Below are 17,273 nucleotides of genomic sequence, written 5' to 3'. Positions count from 1 at the left end.
ATAATTATCTCCTTATCTAAACTGAAAATTCCCTGCTAATTGATTATCTTTATCCCTTAGTGAATTTGCTGCATCACTAATTTCGTCCCCAAATCTACTTAAACTTTTTTGTTCTTTTCTTAAAAGATGAATTAATTCTTCTGCTATGTGTACATCGTGAAAATAGTCATTTCCACCTTCTTTCGTTTTGGCAATTCGTGAGATGGCTTCATCTATTTCGTATGCTTCTAATAGATGATATTTCCCACCTGGTCCTGTTTCATATTTTAATTGACTTTTCAACTTTTGAACCGCTTCAGCTTCTCTTCTTTGAAACTCTTCTATATTTTTTGCGATATCTAATAATCGATTACTGAGCATTTGAATTTTTTGTGCTTGTCTTATAATATCTTCAGGTTCTAATTTTAATAGGGGGCTTCCATTTGAATGAAAGGATCCCTTAAATGTATCTCTGCCGTGTCCGTCCATAGTTAAACGTGTAAAAAAATCTTCTTTTGTATCATTCTGTCTCACTGTAAATTGCTTACCAATTAGAGGTGCACCGAATTGAGTATGGTTACCAATTGGGTCATTCTCATGTGTATAATCCGTAGCTTTGTTTTCCATTTCCCCTCTATCTACTCGTTTTTTCGCTTCAGGACTTAGCAAACGATAAGGATTTGGTGCAGCCCATGTAGTTGCATAACAATCTAATTCTGCAGCGATAAGGTCCGCTTCTGCACCACCTTTACTATGTCCAGTAGTATGAAGAGAAGAAGGGTTATATTTTGCTACGATGTCATTTTTTGCCCATTTTAATCCAGTATCAAATGATGTTTCAGAATTAGGTTTTATAGTTTGACTGTTACTTGGAGTAATTACTTTAGAATGTGTTTTAATTCCAAACGTAATCTGATCGATATCTGTTTCGAAATCTGCTAATTGCGTAGGCTCTGTTCCACGAAATGCTAGGATTATATCATCATAATGTGTTGCATTTTCATCATATTTGTCTGCTGGTACTACTGCGATAGCTTCTAATCCATTTTTTACTTTTTGGCAATCTGCATCTATTGATTCTATTACTCTCCATGTTTTTCCATTATTAGTTGTTATTAGTTTACCTTTTTCTAAAACTTGGTCATCATAAACTTGATCTGATAGTTCGAAATAATCTTCATCTGTTGCAATGGGATTCCTTTTAAATTCATTCATATGTTTCTCAACTCGTTTCATGGTATATTTTAACTATATTTAAATACAAGGGGATTTTAAATGAAAAAGAAATTGGTAATTATTTTATCCATTATTTGTATTATAGCAGGAGGTTATTTTACTATGGAATACTTAAAACAAAAAGACGAAGAGGAAAAGTTTTGGAAAGTGCAAGAAGCACGAGTAGAAAAGTATATTCGTTATAATATTCAGGATGTAAAATCTATTACGTTTACAGAAAAGAGTGTAAGTCCTATGGGAGTCCCAAGATTAAAAGGTTATATAAATAATAATAAAGAATTAGATTTCATAGCTCGTATAAGTACAACTGAAAACTTTGAAGATAAGTTTACATGTTCTGGAGAACTATATGATAACTACATGAAAAAACCAGCAAAGTCCGTATCTGAAATTGAAAAAGAGGAGAAGGAAAAGAAACAAGATTAGTTTTTGCACTACTCTTATTTTCTGTATCCCATTTTAAGAAGAATACATTGGTAGACTTTTTATAAGGAGATTTCCAATGAAGAAAGTAATGATTTTGGTTGTATCTGTTGTGTTGCTCATAGTAGGAGGGTATTTTACTATGGAATACTTAAAACAAAAAGACGAAGAGGCACGAGTAGAAAAGTATATTCATTACAATATTCAAGATGTAAAATCGATTACGTTTACAAAATATGAGGTAAGTCCTATGGGCATTCCTAAATTAAAAGGTTATATAAATAAAGATGAACAATTGTCGTTTATAGCCCATATTAGTACTACCGAGAATTTTGAAGATGATTTTGGATGTTCTGGAGAATTAGATGAAATGATAAAAAAACCTGCAAAATCCGTATCTGAAATTGAAAAAGAGGAGAAGGAAAAGAAACAAGAGTAGTCTTTGCACTATTCTTTTCTTCTTTATCCCATTTTAAGAAGAATGCAATGGTAAGTTTTTTATAAGGGGAATTTCCAATGAAGAAAGTAATGATTTTGGTTGTATCTGTTGTGTTGCTCATAGTAGGAGGGTATTTTACTATGGAATACTTAAAACAAAAAGAAAAAGAAGAAAAGTTTTGGAAGGCACAAGAGGCACGAGTAGAAAAGTATATTCATTACAATATTCAAGATGTAAAATCGATTACATTTAAAGAACACAGTGTAAGTCCAATGGGTGTTCCCAGATTAAAAGGTTATATAAATAATAATGAAGAATTGGATTTTATAGCTTATATTAGTACTACAGAAAATTTCGAAGATGATTTCACACGTTCTGGAGAACTTGGAAAACTTATAAAAGACCCTGAAAAGTCGGTATCTGAAATTGAAAAAGAAGAGAAGGAAAAGAAACAAGAGTAGTCTTTGTGATTACTCTTGTTTTTTATTATAGAAAAATAAAATATTTGAAAGTTTTTAACAATGCATTATAATATATTTAGTAAAATTAACCAAATACGCATTTTACTCATTATGTACTAAAGGGGAGATAAAAATGGCTGGACAAATTCGTATGTCACCAGAGGAGCTTAAATCGAAAGCGACTCGATATGGACAAAGTGCAAATCAAATTGAGGACATTTTACGTCAACTACAAAACTTACAAAATGAATTAAGAGGAGAATGGGAAGGCCGTGCATTTGAAGGTTTTGACCAACAGTTCAATGAATTAAAGCCAAAAGTACAAAACTTTGCACAGCTATTACAAGAAATTAATATGCAGCTTAATAAAACTGCAGAGGCTGTTGCTTCTCATGATGAAGAATTATCACGTAATTTCGGTTTGAAATAAGAAATGTTGTAATTTCTACATAAAATTCTGGGAAAATGATAGAAAGTAGACTAGTATTCATAAGTTTACATTCGAAGATACATAATAAAAAACAGTAGTGATTTTGAAGTGCACCCCAATTGTTAGACTATGTCTAACAATTGGGGTGCACTTCAGAAAATAGGTGGGCTTTTTAATGCAGAAAAAAAGACACCCAAAGGTGTCTTCTGACTTGAATTAACATTTTAGACCGGACGGTTCGGTCTAAAATGGAGTTAAGATATTAACAAATTAATTTTCTTAATATTCACCTGTAGCATATTCTCTCTTATTCTTTTAGTTAAAAATAATAAATAGCAATCACTGCTAGCGAATTATTAATCATGTGCATTATAATTCCCACATATAAACGCCCGGTTAACTTATAAGTACAACCTAAACCAATTCCCAAAAGGAAATATGGAATTGTTTCTAAAGAAAGAAGACTAACATGCATACCTGCAAAAATAGCTGAAGAAACAAGTACACCTAACCAGGAATTTTTAAAAATTCCATGCTGTATAACACCACGATAGACAATTTCTTCACCAATGGGTGCTACTAGAGCAATAGAAAATGCGAAGACTAAAATGGGTAACGTTACTTGGCTTTCTAATTCAACTTGATTAGATGACTGAAAACTTATAAAGTCTGCTAGTAACAGCGGTAGGGATTTACATACTACAGTTAGTACTAGACCTAAAAGTAAGCTTTTTGGCAAACTCATCGTAAAATTATTTTGATTTGTAAAAGGCTCTTTAGATCTACGATAATAAAAATAAATTATTAGAACAACTAACAAATCAATTGCGTCAAACGAAATGCTCATCCCGCCAAACTTTTCATCACTAATGAAATAAACTAGTGCGATAAGTTGCTTTAAAATCATATAAAACACAAAAATCCCTAACGATATTGCCGACATTTTATTGAATCGACATTGTTTTTTTAATATACCAAACACAAAAAATCCTCCTTGAAATAATTTTAATTCGTAGAACATGATAACAAAGTCTAACTTCTTTTGCACTACTTATATAATAAAAATACAATTTAAATATATCTAAATTATATAATATCAACTTAGGAATATTTAAATAAATGGTAATAGGGGTTACCATTTACTACACCTACGGAAATAGGCGTGCTTTCTATTCATAAAGAAAAGACACCCTAAGGAGCCTTCCTCCGACTTGAATCATCTTAATTTAAATAATATGGGGCCCGCTAACATATTAAAAAGTACACATTTACGAATCATGTCTGGACCAACTCTATCAATTTACTATACTTATATTTGGAAGTTTTATACATATAAGTGAAGGAAGGAAATTAGTTGGGGCAAGTACGTGTTGATCCAGATAAAATGGAAGAGAATTTTTCACAGACAGAAAATATGAGCCGAATGATTATGTATGGGGAACTGTTTCTACAGTTGTAGGTGGCACTCCTAAAGTTATTGGTCGAGTATTTGGTAAATATGGAGAGTTAGAGCAAAAAGCGAAGGATTTAGGAAAAGTATCAAAGGTAACAGAAGAAATTGGATGGAGTATGCCAAGAGGTGGCGGCGTCATTGATGGGCGTAAGTATACTGAACATGCGCTTGAAAGAATGGCACCTGATACAATTCAGGTTCGAGCAGAACTTACAAAGCGTGCACGTGAAAGAGCTGAAAGGAATGGTTACACATTCGGATCAAAAGAATACATGGAGGAATTAAAAAAAGTTGATCCACGTGGTGTAACACCAAGTGTAGTAGAAGAAACAATTAAGCATGCTACTAAAAAACCTGGAAATAAACCTGGTCTATGGCAATACGATGGGAAAGATGTTAGAGTCGTATTGAATGATAATGGCGATGTTGTATCCGTTGTACCTAATAAATCGTGAATATTATAAATAAAGTGGATTGAGCCCATTCACGTAAGGAGTTGTTAAATTGAATATACAATATGACGAATATGAATTATTAGAAATATTCGAGAGTGAACCAGAAGATTATTTTATTCCAGGTGCAGGTGCATATAGATATAATAAAATAGATAAATTAGGCTTTGAATTAGTAATGATTATGTGTTATTACGAGGAAACTGTTGAATTAAATTTGTATTATAAAAATAAATGCATCTTTGAAACCAAGATGCATTCGGCGAAACGAATCTATACCCGTAATGACTCATTATATGTCCAAGGTGGCGTAGAAAACAAAACAATCGAAGTAAAATTCAAACCACATTTTACAGTTACAATAAATGAGTTTTAAAAACTCGAAATTAATGATCGTAAATATTCTGCGCATGCTTTAGAAAGAATGGCTCCGGATACAATACAAGTTCGAGCTGAATTAGAGGCACATGCCAAAAGTAGAGGGCTTGTACGTAGTACACAGAAATTTAAAGAATTTGTTAATCCTAGAGGTATCACAACTTCTGTAGTAGATTTTCTGTACCTTTCCATTGGAAAATCAAGACTGATATAAAAAATGAGTAGAAAAAACAAGGCTCTTACTTCGTGGATACCGCTACAAAGTAAGAGCCTTGTTTCATTATATTTGTTCATACAGTTTTCCTTGTAGTCTTCTGTTTTCATCCTTCAATCGCTTATTCTTTATCAATTTTTCGAACAGGTTGCTCCAAAAAGTTTTTTATACAAAATAACATCAAAAAATACATCTTGAACAAGTATTAAAAAAGAAAGCTGAAGGGCAAGTATATCCTTTTGGAGTCTTTTTAAGAGAAAATGATACAATGAAGATAATATTAGGGAATTATGGGGATGATTACGTTGATTACTTTGATAAAATTTGTAGTTGGTTATGCTGCAAGTCTGTTTGCTTTTATTTTTGGATGGTTCTTAATTTCATATATTTTTAATCCTAGCTTTATTCACCCGGACGTTTTACATGGATTCATAAAAACTATCGTCACTTATGGTAGTATACCAGCTCTCATAGCTTGTTTACTTGGGGAAGTTTTATATAGGAAAATTAAACGATGTCGAGAGTTTCAATTTGGAATTCCTTTATTTATAGGACTAGCAGTTATCTATACACTTATACCATTTCTTTTTCTTTTTACTTTTACTTTTACTTTTTCACATTTCTTTGACTTCGTTGCACCTGTTATTATGGGTTCCTTAGCGTTTTATTTAGTACGTAGAAAAATATAATTCTCGTTTTGGTGCATTATAATAGCTATCTCTGAATCACTAGTTTCCCAAAGCCTTCACGCAATGATGATTGCATGAAGGCTTTTGATGTTTTCTTATTTTTTTGTCTCGTTAACCCATGTAATAATGTCCTGGATGACGTATTCGGGAACGTTAGCAGGGATTTCGTATTCACTAGGGAGGCTTAATTCCCCGTCACCCTTCGTGAAGAAATGATTCAATTTCGGATATTTTTTGAACTGAACATTCCCGCGGTTTGAAAGTCCTTTCTGCCATTTTGTATATTCATCTTTTACTGTTACTTGATAATCACGTGCTCCTTGCAGAATGAGTAAAGGCTCTTTTCGTGATTTTGCCTCTTCAACTGGACGCCACCTAGAAACATCATACATAAAATGAGGTGACCCAAAATTGTAGCCAGCTGGAGGATGGTCAGGATTGAAAGTAGAATCCTGAATAAAAGCGACCTGCCTTTTTAGTTCATCGATTTCTTCCTTTGACGCCCCAAGGTATTGAGAATGATCAATAGCAATGTCAGTCAAAGGGCGTGCAGGTGGTGCGAGTAAGATGCTTCCTCGGACAAGTGTGGAAGGTGCTTTGCTTAGTATACGTGGCATTGTGCCAGCTCCTAGGCTATGTCCAAGAATGAAAATATTATTTGGATCAATGCCTTCCTGCTGCGCTGCTGATTTTGCTGCAAATATAGCATCATCTGTAGTATCACGGTCTAACGTAACAGGTTCTGTACTCATCTTTAATGCATGTTCTAAGGTGCGTTTTTCATAGCGCAACACTGCAATTCCGTTGGATGAAAGGCCCACCGCAATGTCTCGTAAGATTTTTGTTCCCATATATGTGCTATCGCGATCATGGATGCCCGCACCATGAACAAGAACAACTACGGGTAGTTTTTCACCACGCTTATGTTTCGGAACTGTTAATGTCGCTGGTAACGGATAGGTAGAATTTCCAATGACGATTTCACGTTCTTGATAGGAGTCAGGTTGATCATAGCTAGGATGCGGGATGGTATAAGATTCCTCGGGTGGCCTTTCTCCAATTTCATCTACTTTCCCGCCAGGTGTGAATTTAAGGAGTAGCGGTATGGTAGTTCCTTCGGTATCTGCTGGAATTTCCACCGTCTGATGGACCAAGTTTCGTTCTTTTATCACGGGGGTTCCCATACTTTTTATCCCGCTCCAGCCACTTTGTGTCCACCAGTTTTGTAATGTGGTTGCTGTAAACTTGGATTGAAAAGCAGCAGACATCAACTGTAGTGCCTCTGCATACTTACCTTTCTGGAGATATTCAAAAAATAATGATGTACGCTCCGTTAAAGAGACTAGTTTCTTTTCAGCAGATTGTTCCTCATGTGTATCTGCGTGAATAGTTGTTGTAAGCGGGAAAGATGAAACGCCTAAAGAAAAGAGTAGGGTAAAGGTAAGTACTGATTTTTGTATTTTCTTTTTTTTATTCATGTTTTAACCTCCAATATGTGCTGGTAAAAAACAAGTACGGTAATTAGAATTCTGGTACAAAAATCTCAAAATATTTACAATTAATCTCCAAAACTTGGACACATTTATATTATTACTCTAAACAAACGTAGATTTCTCCTTTTCCACATGCATATAAACTTCAGAAATAATCTTTCTTCCTTGACTTTATATTTTGATTATACGAAGCAAAGTTCTCGTTTTTCTTACTTGATACTTACCAATTCCTTAAGTAGAGGATATTTTAAAAATGGATTTGTAGCGGTACTCCTATGTTAAGAGATAGCTTAAGGACCGAGGATTTTATTGTTTTTATAAAGAGTTGATGTTATGTTTGTTTTGTAATATATGGTGTTTTATGTATGTAGGAGGATTTATTGAAGAAATTATTAATATTGTTTTTATTAGCTACATTTTGTCTACAGATTACAGGATGTTCTAATAATATGGGTGCACTAAGGGAGAAGTCTAAAACTTCAACACTTGTGAAGTTTAAACGCATCAATAAAGGGTGGTACAAACATATGTAATAATTTGTATCACCCTTTGTTGATGTTAGAAGTCATAAGGAAAAGGTTGATAGTTAGATACTTTTCATAAAGAAAAGACACCCATATAAGAGTGGCCTTTCTAATAGTTTTTTAGCAGAAGCAACTGCATCCGATAATGATTAATAGTATAAAGAGTACAACAAGCAAAGCAAATCCTCCAGCAAAACCACAGCCTTCTCCGCAACTACCACCATAGCCCATAATAGTTCCTCCTTTAGATAAGAGGATTAAAACTAAGGGCCATTCATGTATTTTAACGGGTTCACTTTACTTTATGTTTTTAAGAATGAATGGAGTAGGTCCTTTTTTATTTTATCGAAAGTAAACTTTTAGCCAGCAGTTTATTTTCATACTATTAATTTTTATACGTATTTGGTGAAAAATCAAGGAGCTGAAAAAAAATACTATACCGAAAGTTCGGTATAGTAACGTGCATATAAAAGATCCCACTTTGCTATATCCCAAAAAGAGTCATAAAAATCTATGTTTTTTTAATTCAGTTGCAAACTACAAAACTTCTTTTTAAAGAAATGTATGTACATACAAATTATATTTTATTCCATAACTCTCTAACTTTTGTTCATGGTAGTCTGATATTGAAAAAATATAATATTTGGTACGACATCACTTTGTTTTTTCATAAAGTTTTGTAATTAAACTATAATATTGTATTTTTTTTTGTATTATTGAAATTAGTAATAATAAAATGTATTATTGAAAAGCACAATTTATAATTCAAGTAATCAGGACTATGCGCCCATTATAATTTGAACATTCAGAAATTATAATATTGTCTAAAAATGAGGTGAGATTCATAGAAACAGTACATATTAAATGGTATGGAATGTATAGTATAAATGATTTTTATAATAGGGAAGAAGCTTCTAAGAAGGGGATATTTGCAATCTCTAGAGTATGTGCTAAGAGTGTAACATTGCTATATATAGGACAAACCAAAAGAAGCTTTATACAAAAGATAAGGGAACTTAATAAGGAGTGGCCTTTCGATGAGAGCGAATTAAAGATTACATTAGGAATAATAGAATTTCCTAGTGGTGAAATTTACTCTGAAAAGAAGGTAAAAGAGATAAAATCCCTTTTGATTTTACGACATACCCCATTAGAAAACGAAACATCTTTATTATACTATAGAGGGAAATTTAATTTAAAAATTATAAATAAGGGAAGAAGAGGTTTAATTGTTAAAAAGCTTTCTACAGGAGATCTAATATGGACATAATTGGAATCACCTTTGAATAAAATTGAAGGTTTCTTAAGTGCAGAAGCTTATCAATTTTTAATGTATTAAACTATTTTGAATAACATATGTCAGATACTTGAAAAAACACAAATTTTATTATGATATGAAATCCTGTATGGAAAGTGTAGTTTATTTCTATTGTTTAATAAAAATATTAAGAATTTTAGGGATAATACATAAAGAGTAGAGGAGAAAGTAAACACGGAGGTTTGAAGAATGGGACAAGTAAGCAGATTTCAAGAAAAACAACAGAATCGTCGTCAAAAGGCAATTTTTAATATTGCATTTACTTTGGTATTAGTGACAGTTGGTATAGTGACATACCAGTTATTTACTGCTTCTAATACATCAAAGAAAGCAATTGCTCAAGAAAAGAAAGTAACAAAGATAGAAGAGAAGAAAACTGAAGATAAAGAAACAGTAAAGATAGAAGAGAAGAAAACTGAAGATAAAGAAACAGCAAAGATAGAAGAGAAGAAAGCTGAAGATAAAGAAACAGCAAAGATAGAAGAGAAGAAAGCTGAAGATAAAGAAACAGCAAAGATAGAAGAGAAGAAAGCTGAAGATAAAGAAGCAGCACAGTTAGAAGAGAAATCAAAAACAGAAAAATCGGTAAAAACGAACGGAACTGAAAATAATGAGGAAGAAAAAACGGCATCTCAAGAAAAGGGTTCTCAAACTAATCCTTCTTGGAAGCCAATTGGTACCGAGCAAGGAGCAAAACCTGAAATGAAATTTAAAGAAGGAACAGTAGATTGGAGTGAGATGAAAAAAGCAATTTCTTATGCTGTTGATGTTCCAGAGAGCCAATTGATTTTCGATTTTATTGGGAATAATGGTAATAATAAAGCCTACGGTAATGTACGAGATAAGCAAAATAATAAAAAATATAAGGTTAATATTGATTGGGTAGAAAATCAGGGGTGGAAACCAGTATCTGTACAAGTGGTAAGATAAATAATAGAAATGTAATGATGTAAATCAGCTGTCCATATGGACAGCTGATTATTTTTTTGCTTAGCGTATTTTTTTGAAAATGCTGGTAGTACCTCGTTGAGAAACATGAATTAAATCTATATTTTGTTTTATTTACCTCACTACTTTATCCATAATTTCTTTATATTTATAATAATAATTAGTTTCAAATAAATAGTTGTACGGAAGAAAATGTTCCTTGTAAGTAGTAAGCATCCTTTGTAATTTTAATTTATAATTATTTATAAAAAAGAAAAGACACCCTAAGGTGCCTTCCTTCGACTTGAACCATCTTAATTTTAATAATATATTGGACTCCCATCCAAATATTATTTTACCATGTTAAATTGTTTTATTCATTGAGAAATATAGTTTCATTTTATATTTAAAAGAATTCTATAGGCTAGAACCACCTATTAATTAGGGGAAACTGACATGTTAAGCTAATATTATAATACTTCTAGAACGGAAATTTTGAGCAATATGTATACGAGCCACATATTAAAAAAAGACACTCTCAAGAGTGCCTCTCCTTAGCAGCCGAATCCGCCGCCCCAACAGCTAGCGCCAACGATGATTAATAAGATGAAGAGCACAACAAGTAAGGCAAATCCGCCGCCGAAACCACAGCCTCCACCACAACTACCGCCATAGCCCATATTAACTCCTCCTTCCATAAAGACCATTTATTAATGGATTTAATTTACTTTATGTTTTTAAGGATGAATGGAGCAGGTCCTTAAAAAAATAAAAGGATTTTGGAAGTTAAAAAGAGTTGACGACCTTATTTTTGTCACCGGTATTTCGTCTGCTACATATTGTATTTTATTCTGTGTATTGGGGGAAGGAGGATCTTATGGCTAATTCTGAGATGATTTTACGTTTACTTACGGATTTAAAGATTGAACAACAATTGTTGAAAGAACAGTTAGAGAAAATGCAAACAGCTGTGACTATTCTTGAAGAAAAATCAGTGACGCTTAAAGAAAAACCAGCGACTCTTAAAGAAAAAACAATGACTCCTGAAGAAAAACCATCTGTTACAAAGCAAAGAGCTTTTTCTGGACGCCCAACATCTTTTCGTGATTGGAGAGCAGCTGCTCAAAAAAATTCATAAAACTATAAAAAAAGAAGACATCAATTAAGCTGTCTTCTTTTCTTATCCCATCCAAATGAGTTAAGAAGGTATATCCATATTGCTTTAAAAATAAGAAGAAAATAACGATTGTCGACTCCTATTTTAGTATAGCGTATAATAATCTATATATTTATGTAATTTTACATAAATATATAGATTAAATAATGTTAAGCATGTATATTTTAGTTGTCTGTTATTTGTTTTAATTCATTTATTCTTATTATTTTTTAAGAGCCCCAGTAATGGGGCCTTTTTATAATTGTGTTAAAGTAGAAACCCCTCAAGCATAAGGAGGGGTTACATAACTAGGAAAATAGTTATTTGTGTTTAATGAGAGGAAGTTCAGGGTGTTGTTTCTGAATTTCTTCTAAATGATTTTCGCTTTTGCCTTTTAAAGTTTGATCGAAAAAGCTAGTTACTAGTTTATTAATCAGTTTGTAGTTTGTGGCTACATCTTCGCCAGGTTCATTAATAATAGGTGAAAATGCTGCTAAATCTGTAAAACTAGTATGGTTTGTTTTTGGAATTACCACTGTGTACACGCCCGGTTTTTCAATAGTTTTATTTCTTAAATAGACTATTTCCAATAATTCATTTTGGATTCCGGTTGTCTTTGGATTCTCAGCCTCTTTCATAAAATGAATCGTAGCTTCAGCATTCATCAACATGAATGGTTTTTGAGGACCGTCTTTAGGCATTGGATCGCCATACAATCCACCATCCATATTAATTGCAGCTTTAATACGCGTATCCTTCACTAACATTTGTGCGGCAGTTGCTCCACCAAAAGAGTGACCGAACATTCCAATTTTGTCATAGTCAATTAAGTCTGTAATAGTTTTAAAACTTTTATCGAAATTGCCTTCTATTACTTCATTTAAAACAAAAGTAGTATCCTGTTCCCATTTTTGAACTATGGTATTTAAGGCGGTAGGTGTATATTCAATTGGTATAGAGTCTACACGGTTTCCATTAGGGAAAATCGTTGTTGCTGCATATCCTGTAAAATTAAGAGCGATTACTACATAGCCTTGACTAGCTAATTCCTCTAACTGGAATGTATTTTGTTGACCATATAATCCCATCCCATGGCCGAATAAAAGGAGGGGGAATTTTTCTTTATCTTGAAGTGGCTTAGCATTCTGATAAGAATGTGTTTTTGTCAGCCCTAAATGTGTCGTTACGATATATGGAGCACCGTTTGTTACTGCCAATTGTTCAGCCAGCTCGTTTATGTTCTCAAAATAGGCAGAAGGCTTCCCTGATCCTTTTGCGGCAGGATAGTATACTTGTATCATTAACTCACGATTTCCATGATTATTTGGTACAGTGGTTTCTTTTCGATTTGTATCAATTAAATGAAAAGCTTTCGTTCCTACTGTATATTTTCCAGTAGGCTCTGGGAGTGTTATGATCGGAAAAAGTAAAGGTAATGTAAACATTGCGATAGCAGTTACGATAATTCCTAAACCTTTTAAAACTTTCATCACTAACTTTTTAGAAACGGCTGTAGTTTTTGGTTTCAAAAAAACTTGTAATGTTAAAACGAACAATAAGAAATAGGCGGGAATCATACGCCAGTTTGCACCAATTACAATGATGGTGGCAAATAATAATGCATAATTTAGTAGTAAAAGGACTCCATTTTTTTTCGTCAAACCCCGTTTGATAAAGATGGGAATGATACTAGATAAAAGTAATACAGCAACAAAAATGATTTCTAACATTTTTAGCTCCTTTCCTAATCAATATAGATATAGATTGATAATTTACAATCATCAATTATATAACTATAATTGATGATTGTATGCATGTAAGTAAGTTTAGAATGTTTTTATATGACATTAAAAAAAGTACTCATACGAGTACTTTTTCTTAAATGAATTATTATTTATTTTTAAACCGTTCCCCATAAATGATAAACCATACCGATAACAAAAAATGCTAGTCCTACAAACAAAACGATTAAAGCAAGCACTCCATTTTTATTATGTTCCATAAAATTAGCTCCTTTTCATTTACTTATCTACAAAAAGCCTTTAGTCGTAATTATGGCTAAAGGCTTGGATCTTCATACTTTGTAGTTTATAAAAAAGTTGCACTTCTGTATTAATTTGGAATATGATTATTTAAAGAGAAGGTGATGAGTACATGCAGGACAAAAAACAATTCCCGCTTATATCTGGAAATCTCTCATTAGATTTAGTAAATACAGAGCTAGTTAGGCGTGGACAACGTTATGATTTATTAATAACAAATGAAGATGTATTAGAATGGCTACATGTAATAAAGGTTAGTCTTCCTTTTTGGAATGAAAAAACATTTATAAGGATTCAAGAGCGCACGAATCAAGTGACATCTATTATATTGGAAGTAAGAGAGGTACTGAGAAAACAGTTTGAGGTAATTGCTGATCAGCACGAAATTTCCAATGATTTTGTTACGTATTTAGAAACACAAATTGAGAAAGCACCATTTACATATAAAATCATTGAACAACAGCTAGTATCTATCCCGGTTGGAGAAATCGAGGATGTACTCGCATCGTTAATTGCATTTGATGCTTTAACGTTAATAGCATCAAATAAGCTGATTTCCCTTAAAAGGTGTTCAAATCCTGACTGTGTTTTATTATTTATAGATAAGAGTGGGAAACGAAAATGGTGTTCTATGAAAATATGTGGGAACCGGAAAAAAGTAGCAAAATTTCAGGATCGAAAATTTGAGGAAGTTTAGAGAATCAACTTATAACAGTTGATTCTTTTTTTGTATTCCCTAACTAACCTCTAAAATTAATATTTACAGGTTAGTTATTGTCAAGTTATAATGGTTGGTAAATAAAGGAGGAGAATGATGGATAATATAACAGCAACTAAGCAGGAAGATCCTCAACCAATAAGTGTACGATATTTTACAAAAATGAAAGGGAAAGGAAGAAGTCCATTACAAGTAAATATAAAGGACTCTTTAACAGGACTACTAGGGGGATTTTTAACGATTCTTACCTTAACATATTTAACGAGCATAACTTCTACAGAATTATTAATGGCTCCATTTGGGGCGAGTTGTGTATTAGCGTTTGGAGTTTGGAATGCGCCATTATCTCAGCCGCGTAATATTATTGGAGGACATTTGATTTCAACTTTCATTGGTCTATCAATATATCATTTGTTTGGGAATGAATATTGGACAATTGCTTTAGCAGTGGGGATGGCAATAGCCGTTATGATGTTAACGAGAACGACGCACCCTCCGGCAGGGGCCGATCCGATTATCGTTATTTTAGGGGCAAATAGTTGGAGTTATTTAGTAACACCAGTTTTAATTGGCTCCGTTGTTATTGTAGTTATTGCTTTATTCATTAATAATATGAGTAGTAAAAGAAGCTATCCAACTTTTTGGATTTAGTTTATAAAGCGAAAAACAATTTAAGTAAGTATGTCGTTTTTACTATGTTTTAATTTTTTTATAGAAAAAAGCCTTTAGTCGTAATTATGACTAAAGACTCCATGTCTCAAACTTTTTAATTTAAAGAGAAAAGACACCTTAATGCGCCTTCCTCCGACTTGAACCATCTTAATTTTAATAATATGTATTGGACTCCCATCCGAATATTATTTTACCCCTCAGAACGAAAAATTGTGCTTACTTGCAATAAAAATCTCATTTTTTCGTTTTGGGGTGTTATAAAATCTTGAAGTTGATGGGCATAGGGTGGGACCCAAAACAGTACGATTTTATTTCAAAGACACAACGATTTTACTACACACTTTTTATTTATCCCACACTCTCATCTGCTAGTATTACTATTTTTTATTACTAATGTTGCCGTTTCACTCGGATGGCTAAGAGGAAAATGATGGCCATATGGAACAAAATCAACCTTACCAAGATGCGATGGAGCAGAATAGGCTCTGTCATAATCCCCCCAAATAATGTGAAGATTATACTTTGTTACTTCATTGAAATCACCTTGATCGTTTTTCAGTAGTAAACTGTTAAGCTGAACCGTAGTATTTAAAATTCTAGGAGAAGTAAAACTGTTACTTATCTTTTCAATATAATGTTCAGGGATGCTCTCCAGACTTTCAAACAAACCATTACTTAATAAATAACGCTCTATCAAATTAGTAGTTGCTAATTTTAATGTCCATTTGTTCATAAATTGAGGAACATTTAGTGATTTAGCATTTTTTTTAGCAACAGGTGGCTGAAGTAAAGTGATTGCATACTTCTTATCTATGTACTCTTGTACCAATGCTTCCAGAAGAATAAACGCACCGAATGAATGGCCAATTAGATGTGCACCATTCGTAGCTTTCTCCAATAACTTTTTCACTACATTCAAATAGATATCTAGAAGATTTTTCTCTCGTTTAAAAGGAGAACGTCCCAAACCTGGAAGATCCAAGATCCATATAGGTTGACCAGTTTTTTCATGAAGCTCTTGTGCTAAAGGAAATAAATCTTCTCCATCACTCAATAAACCATGTAATAAAATAAACGGTTTACCCTCTCCTTGTAATTGGTAAAGGGTAGTGTTATCGCATAATGTTCGTTTAAATAAATGATTATGCTGGCCATTTTGATACATCATTCGATAATCCAGATCAGCTACTACGGCAGGCAAAAATTTTATTACACTCGTCTTCTTAAACCAATCTCCTCCCATAATTTTTTTCGTTGAAACATTTGGGAAATTTTGTTTTGTAATAAAATTCAATCCATCAGAAGGAATTTTTGTTATTTTACTTACTCCACTATTCATAATTGCTTTCATAAGTGGCATTGGAACAGAGATTTTTGGTGCCCTCATATTCATACTTTCCGACATAATATTTAATAATTCAGCAATGTTCTGATCGTACTGTTTGTCTTCAACAAGTGTATATGTTTGAATAGTCGGTTGCTCCAATCTGAAAACCTGCATAATAAACTTCGCAAGCTCATCGTTTGAAATAAGTGGTAACCTATATCCCTTACCTCCAGGAATCATTGGCATGAGCCCTCTTCGCATACTCATTACAAGCAAACCTAATCCTGTTATCTGCTCTGTACTCCCTGTTTTACTACTACCGACTACAGTTGGCGGATTAATTACAGAAAGCGGATAACCTACTGCGGATGCCTGCTGACGGATATAGAGATCTGCTAAAAATTTTGTTCTCTCATATGGATTTTTTATTTTTAAATAATTGTTTCCTTCTTTAAACACATCAATTGCAATCTTGCTATTTTTATCATCAAAGGGACTCATATAACCTACAACATGAATAAATTGTTGCAAGCCCTTCAATTGATGAATACTTTTAGCTAATTCACTAATATGTTTGGCGCCATTTAAAAATACGGAAGCTGCCTCTTTACTTGTCGCTTGAATATCCATGGGGCCTCCTGCGTGAATAATCACATCCGTTTTCAATACCCTCTCCTTATCTTCAGCACTTAGACCTAAATCTATTTTCGTCAAATCACCTTCAATAAAGTGCATAACTTTCTTTTTTAAGATGCCTCTTTCTTGAAAAAGGCGTATTGCTTTACTTTTCGACCTTACTAAAAGAAGAATTTTAACATCCTCTTTGGCTAATTCTTTCACTAATTGCTTTCCAATAAAGCCTGTTCCACCAGTTAAAAATACTGTTCTCATATAAAATCCCCTTTGTAGTACTAATTAGTACTAATTTGATGTAAAAAAAAA

At 32.9% G+C, this 17,273-nt stretch carries 19 protein-coding genes and 2 pseudogenes; 14 read left to right on the top strand and 7 right to left on the bottom strand.

The genetic code is table 11. The features are described from left to right. Positions 1-12: 12 nt before the first annotated feature. Complete coding sequence (locus F3I02_RS30275; RefSeq protein WP_196478708.1) at positions 13-1,194, bottom strand: cytoplasmic protein; 1,182 nt, start codon at positions 1,192-1,194, stop codon at positions 13-15. A gap of 60 nt (positions 1,195-1,254) precedes the next feature. Here F3I02_RS30275 and F3I02_RS30270 point away from each other — a divergent pair, with 60 nt between their 5' ends. The 4 genes from F3I02_RS30270 (at position 1,255) to F3I02_RS30255 (ending at position 2,968) form a co-directional block, all read left to right on the top strand. Beyond that, positions 1,255-1,641, top strand: a complete 387-nt coding sequence (locus F3I02_RS30270; protein WP_065224632.1) for a DUF1433 domain-containing protein — start codon at positions 1,255-1,257, stop codon at positions 1,639-1,641. Positions 1,642-1,717: 76 nt separating this feature from the next. Then, entirely contained in the window at positions 1,718-2,077 is a 360-nt protein-coding gene (locus F3I02_RS30265) for a DUF1433 domain-containing protein (RefSeq protein WP_196478707.1), read from the top strand. A 77-nt stretch (positions 2,078-2,154) separates the two neighbouring features. After that, positions 2,155-2,538, top strand: coding sequence for a DUF1433 domain-containing protein (locus tag F3I02_RS30260; RefSeq protein ID WP_000757435.1), 384 nt, complete (start codon positions 2,155-2,157; stop codon positions 2,536-2,538). Positions 2,539-2,671: 133 nt separating this feature from the next. Further along, entirely contained in the window at positions 2,672-2,968 is a 297-nt protein-coding gene (locus F3I02_RS30255; protein WP_000918604.1) for a WXG100 family type VII secretion target, read from the top strand. A gap of 319 nt (positions 2,969-3,287) precedes the next feature. On the opposite strand, the gene F3I02_RS30250 is transcribed toward F3I02_RS30255, so the two are convergent. Further along, positions 3,288-3,950, bottom strand: coding sequence for a CPBP family intramembrane glutamic endopeptidase (locus F3I02_RS30250; RefSeq protein ID WP_196478706.1), 663 nt, complete (start codon positions 3,948-3,950; stop codon positions 3,288-3,290). Between the two features lie 401 nt (positions 3,951-4,351). Between F3I02_RS30250 and F3I02_RS34760 the strand changes: the two are divergent. The 4 genes and pseudogenes from F3I02_RS34760 to F3I02_RS30230 form a co-directional block, all read left to right on the top strand. Continuing rightward, positions 4,352-4,876 (top strand): annotated as a pseudogene (locus tag F3I02_RS34760) (hypothetical protein); the annotation flags it as partial. Between the two features lie 49 nt (positions 4,877-4,925). Continuing rightward, a complete protein-coding gene (locus F3I02_RS30240; RefSeq protein ID WP_001025896.1) occupies positions 4,926-5,249 on the top strand; it encodes a hypothetical protein in 324 nt (107 codons plus the stop codon). Positions 5,250-5,580: 331 nt separating this feature from the next. Further along, positions 5,581-5,736, top strand: a pseudogene (locus tag F3I02_RS30235) (GNAT family N-acetyltransferase); the annotation flags it as partial. A gap of 25 nt (positions 5,737-5,761) precedes the next feature. Further along, the gene (locus tag F3I02_RS30230) at positions 5,762-6,154 is read left to right on the top strand and encodes a hypothetical protein (RefSeq protein WP_196478705.1); all 393 of its coding nucleotides are present in this window, start codon (positions 5,762-5,764) and stop codon (positions 6,152-6,154) included. A 95-nt stretch (positions 6,155-6,249) separates the two neighbouring features. Here the strand turns inward: F3I02_RS30230 and F3I02_RS30225 are convergent, their stop codons facing one another. Continuing rightward, positions 6,250-7,632, bottom strand: coding sequence for an alpha/beta hydrolase (locus tag F3I02_RS30225; protein ID WP_196478704.1), 1,383 nt, complete (start codon positions 7,630-7,632; stop codon positions 6,250-6,252). A gap of 395 nt (positions 7,633-8,027) precedes the next feature. Here F3I02_RS30225 and F3I02_RS30220 point away from each other — a divergent pair, with 395 nt between their 5' ends. Continuing rightward, positions 8,028-8,180, top strand: a complete 153-nt coding sequence (locus F3I02_RS30220; RefSeq protein WP_000734746.1) for a hypothetical protein — start codon at positions 8,028-8,030, stop codon at positions 8,178-8,180. Between the two features lie 111 nt (positions 8,181-8,291). On the opposite strand, the gene F3I02_RS30215 is transcribed toward F3I02_RS30220, so the two are convergent. Next, on the bottom strand, positions 8,292-8,402 hold the full coding sequence (locus F3I02_RS30215) for a YjcZ family sporulation protein (protein ID WP_000540371.1): 111 nt from the start codon (positions 8,400-8,402) through the stop codon (positions 8,292-8,294). Positions 8,403-9,006: 604 nt separating this feature from the next. Here F3I02_RS30215 and F3I02_RS30210 point away from each other — a divergent pair. Together F3I02_RS30210 and F3I02_RS30205 are read left to right on the top strand one after the other, a co-directional pair. After that, complete coding sequence (locus tag F3I02_RS30210; protein ID WP_002100802.1) at positions 9,007-9,441, top strand: hypothetical protein; 435 nt, start codon at positions 9,007-9,009, stop codon at positions 9,439-9,441. 237 nt (positions 9,442-9,678) lie between these two features. Further along, entirely contained in the window at positions 9,679-10,419 is a 741-nt protein-coding gene (locus F3I02_RS30205; protein WP_196478703.1) for a YrrS family protein, read from the top strand. Between the two features lie 551 nt (positions 10,420-10,970). On the opposite strand, the gene F3I02_RS30200 is transcribed toward F3I02_RS30205, so the two are convergent. After that, a complete protein-coding gene (locus F3I02_RS30200) occupies positions 10,971-11,096 on the bottom strand; it encodes a YjcZ family sporulation protein (protein ID WP_000540377.1) in 126 nt (41 codons plus the stop codon). Between the two features lie 197 nt (positions 11,097-11,293). On the opposite strand from F3I02_RS30200, the gene F3I02_RS30195 reads away from it, so the two are divergent. Further along, positions 11,294-11,554, top strand: coding sequence for a hypothetical protein (locus F3I02_RS30195; RefSeq protein WP_000013691.1), 261 nt, complete (start codon positions 11,294-11,296; stop codon positions 11,552-11,554). Positions 11,555-11,892: 338 nt separating this feature from the next. On the opposite strand, the gene F3I02_RS30190 is transcribed toward F3I02_RS30195, so the two are convergent. Beyond that, positions 11,893-13,302: an alpha/beta hydrolase family protein gene (locus F3I02_RS30190; protein WP_196478702.1), complete on the bottom strand. Its 1,410-nt coding sequence runs from the start codon at positions 13,300-13,302 to the stop codon at positions 11,893-11,895. A 424-nt stretch (positions 13,303-13,726) separates the two neighbouring features. Between F3I02_RS30190 and F3I02_RS30185 the strand changes: the two genes are divergently transcribed. Both F3I02_RS30185 and F3I02_RS30180 read left to right on the top strand, forming a co-directional pair. Continuing rightward, a complete protein-coding gene (locus F3I02_RS30185; RefSeq protein ID WP_196478701.1) occupies positions 13,727-14,311 on the top strand; it encodes a CGNR zinc finger domain-containing protein in 585 nt (194 codons plus the stop codon). Positions 14,312-14,428: 117 nt separating this feature from the next. Then, positions 14,429-14,983 (top strand): HPP family protein, encoded by a 555-nt coding sequence (locus F3I02_RS30180; RefSeq protein WP_000368839.1) that lies wholly within the window; start codon positions 14,429-14,431, stop codon positions 14,981-14,983. A gap of 382 nt (positions 14,984-15,365) precedes the next feature. Here the strand turns inward: F3I02_RS30180 and F3I02_RS30175 are convergent, their stop codons facing one another. Then, positions 15,366-17,222, bottom strand: a complete 1,857-nt coding sequence (locus F3I02_RS30175) for an alpha/beta fold hydrolase (RefSeq protein WP_196478700.1) — start codon at positions 17,220-17,222, stop codon at positions 15,366-15,368. Positions 17,223-17,273 lie beyond the last annotated feature (51 nt).

This window comes from Bacillus sp. SRB3LM, from assembly GCF_015712745.1.
Taxonomy (GTDB): Bacteria; Bacillota; Bacilli; order Bacillales; family Bacillaceae_G; genus Bacillus_A; species Bacillus_A thuringiensis_K.
The sequence above is the reverse complement of the archived record's forward strand: the minus strand, read 5'-3'. Positions and strand labels throughout refer to the sequence as shown.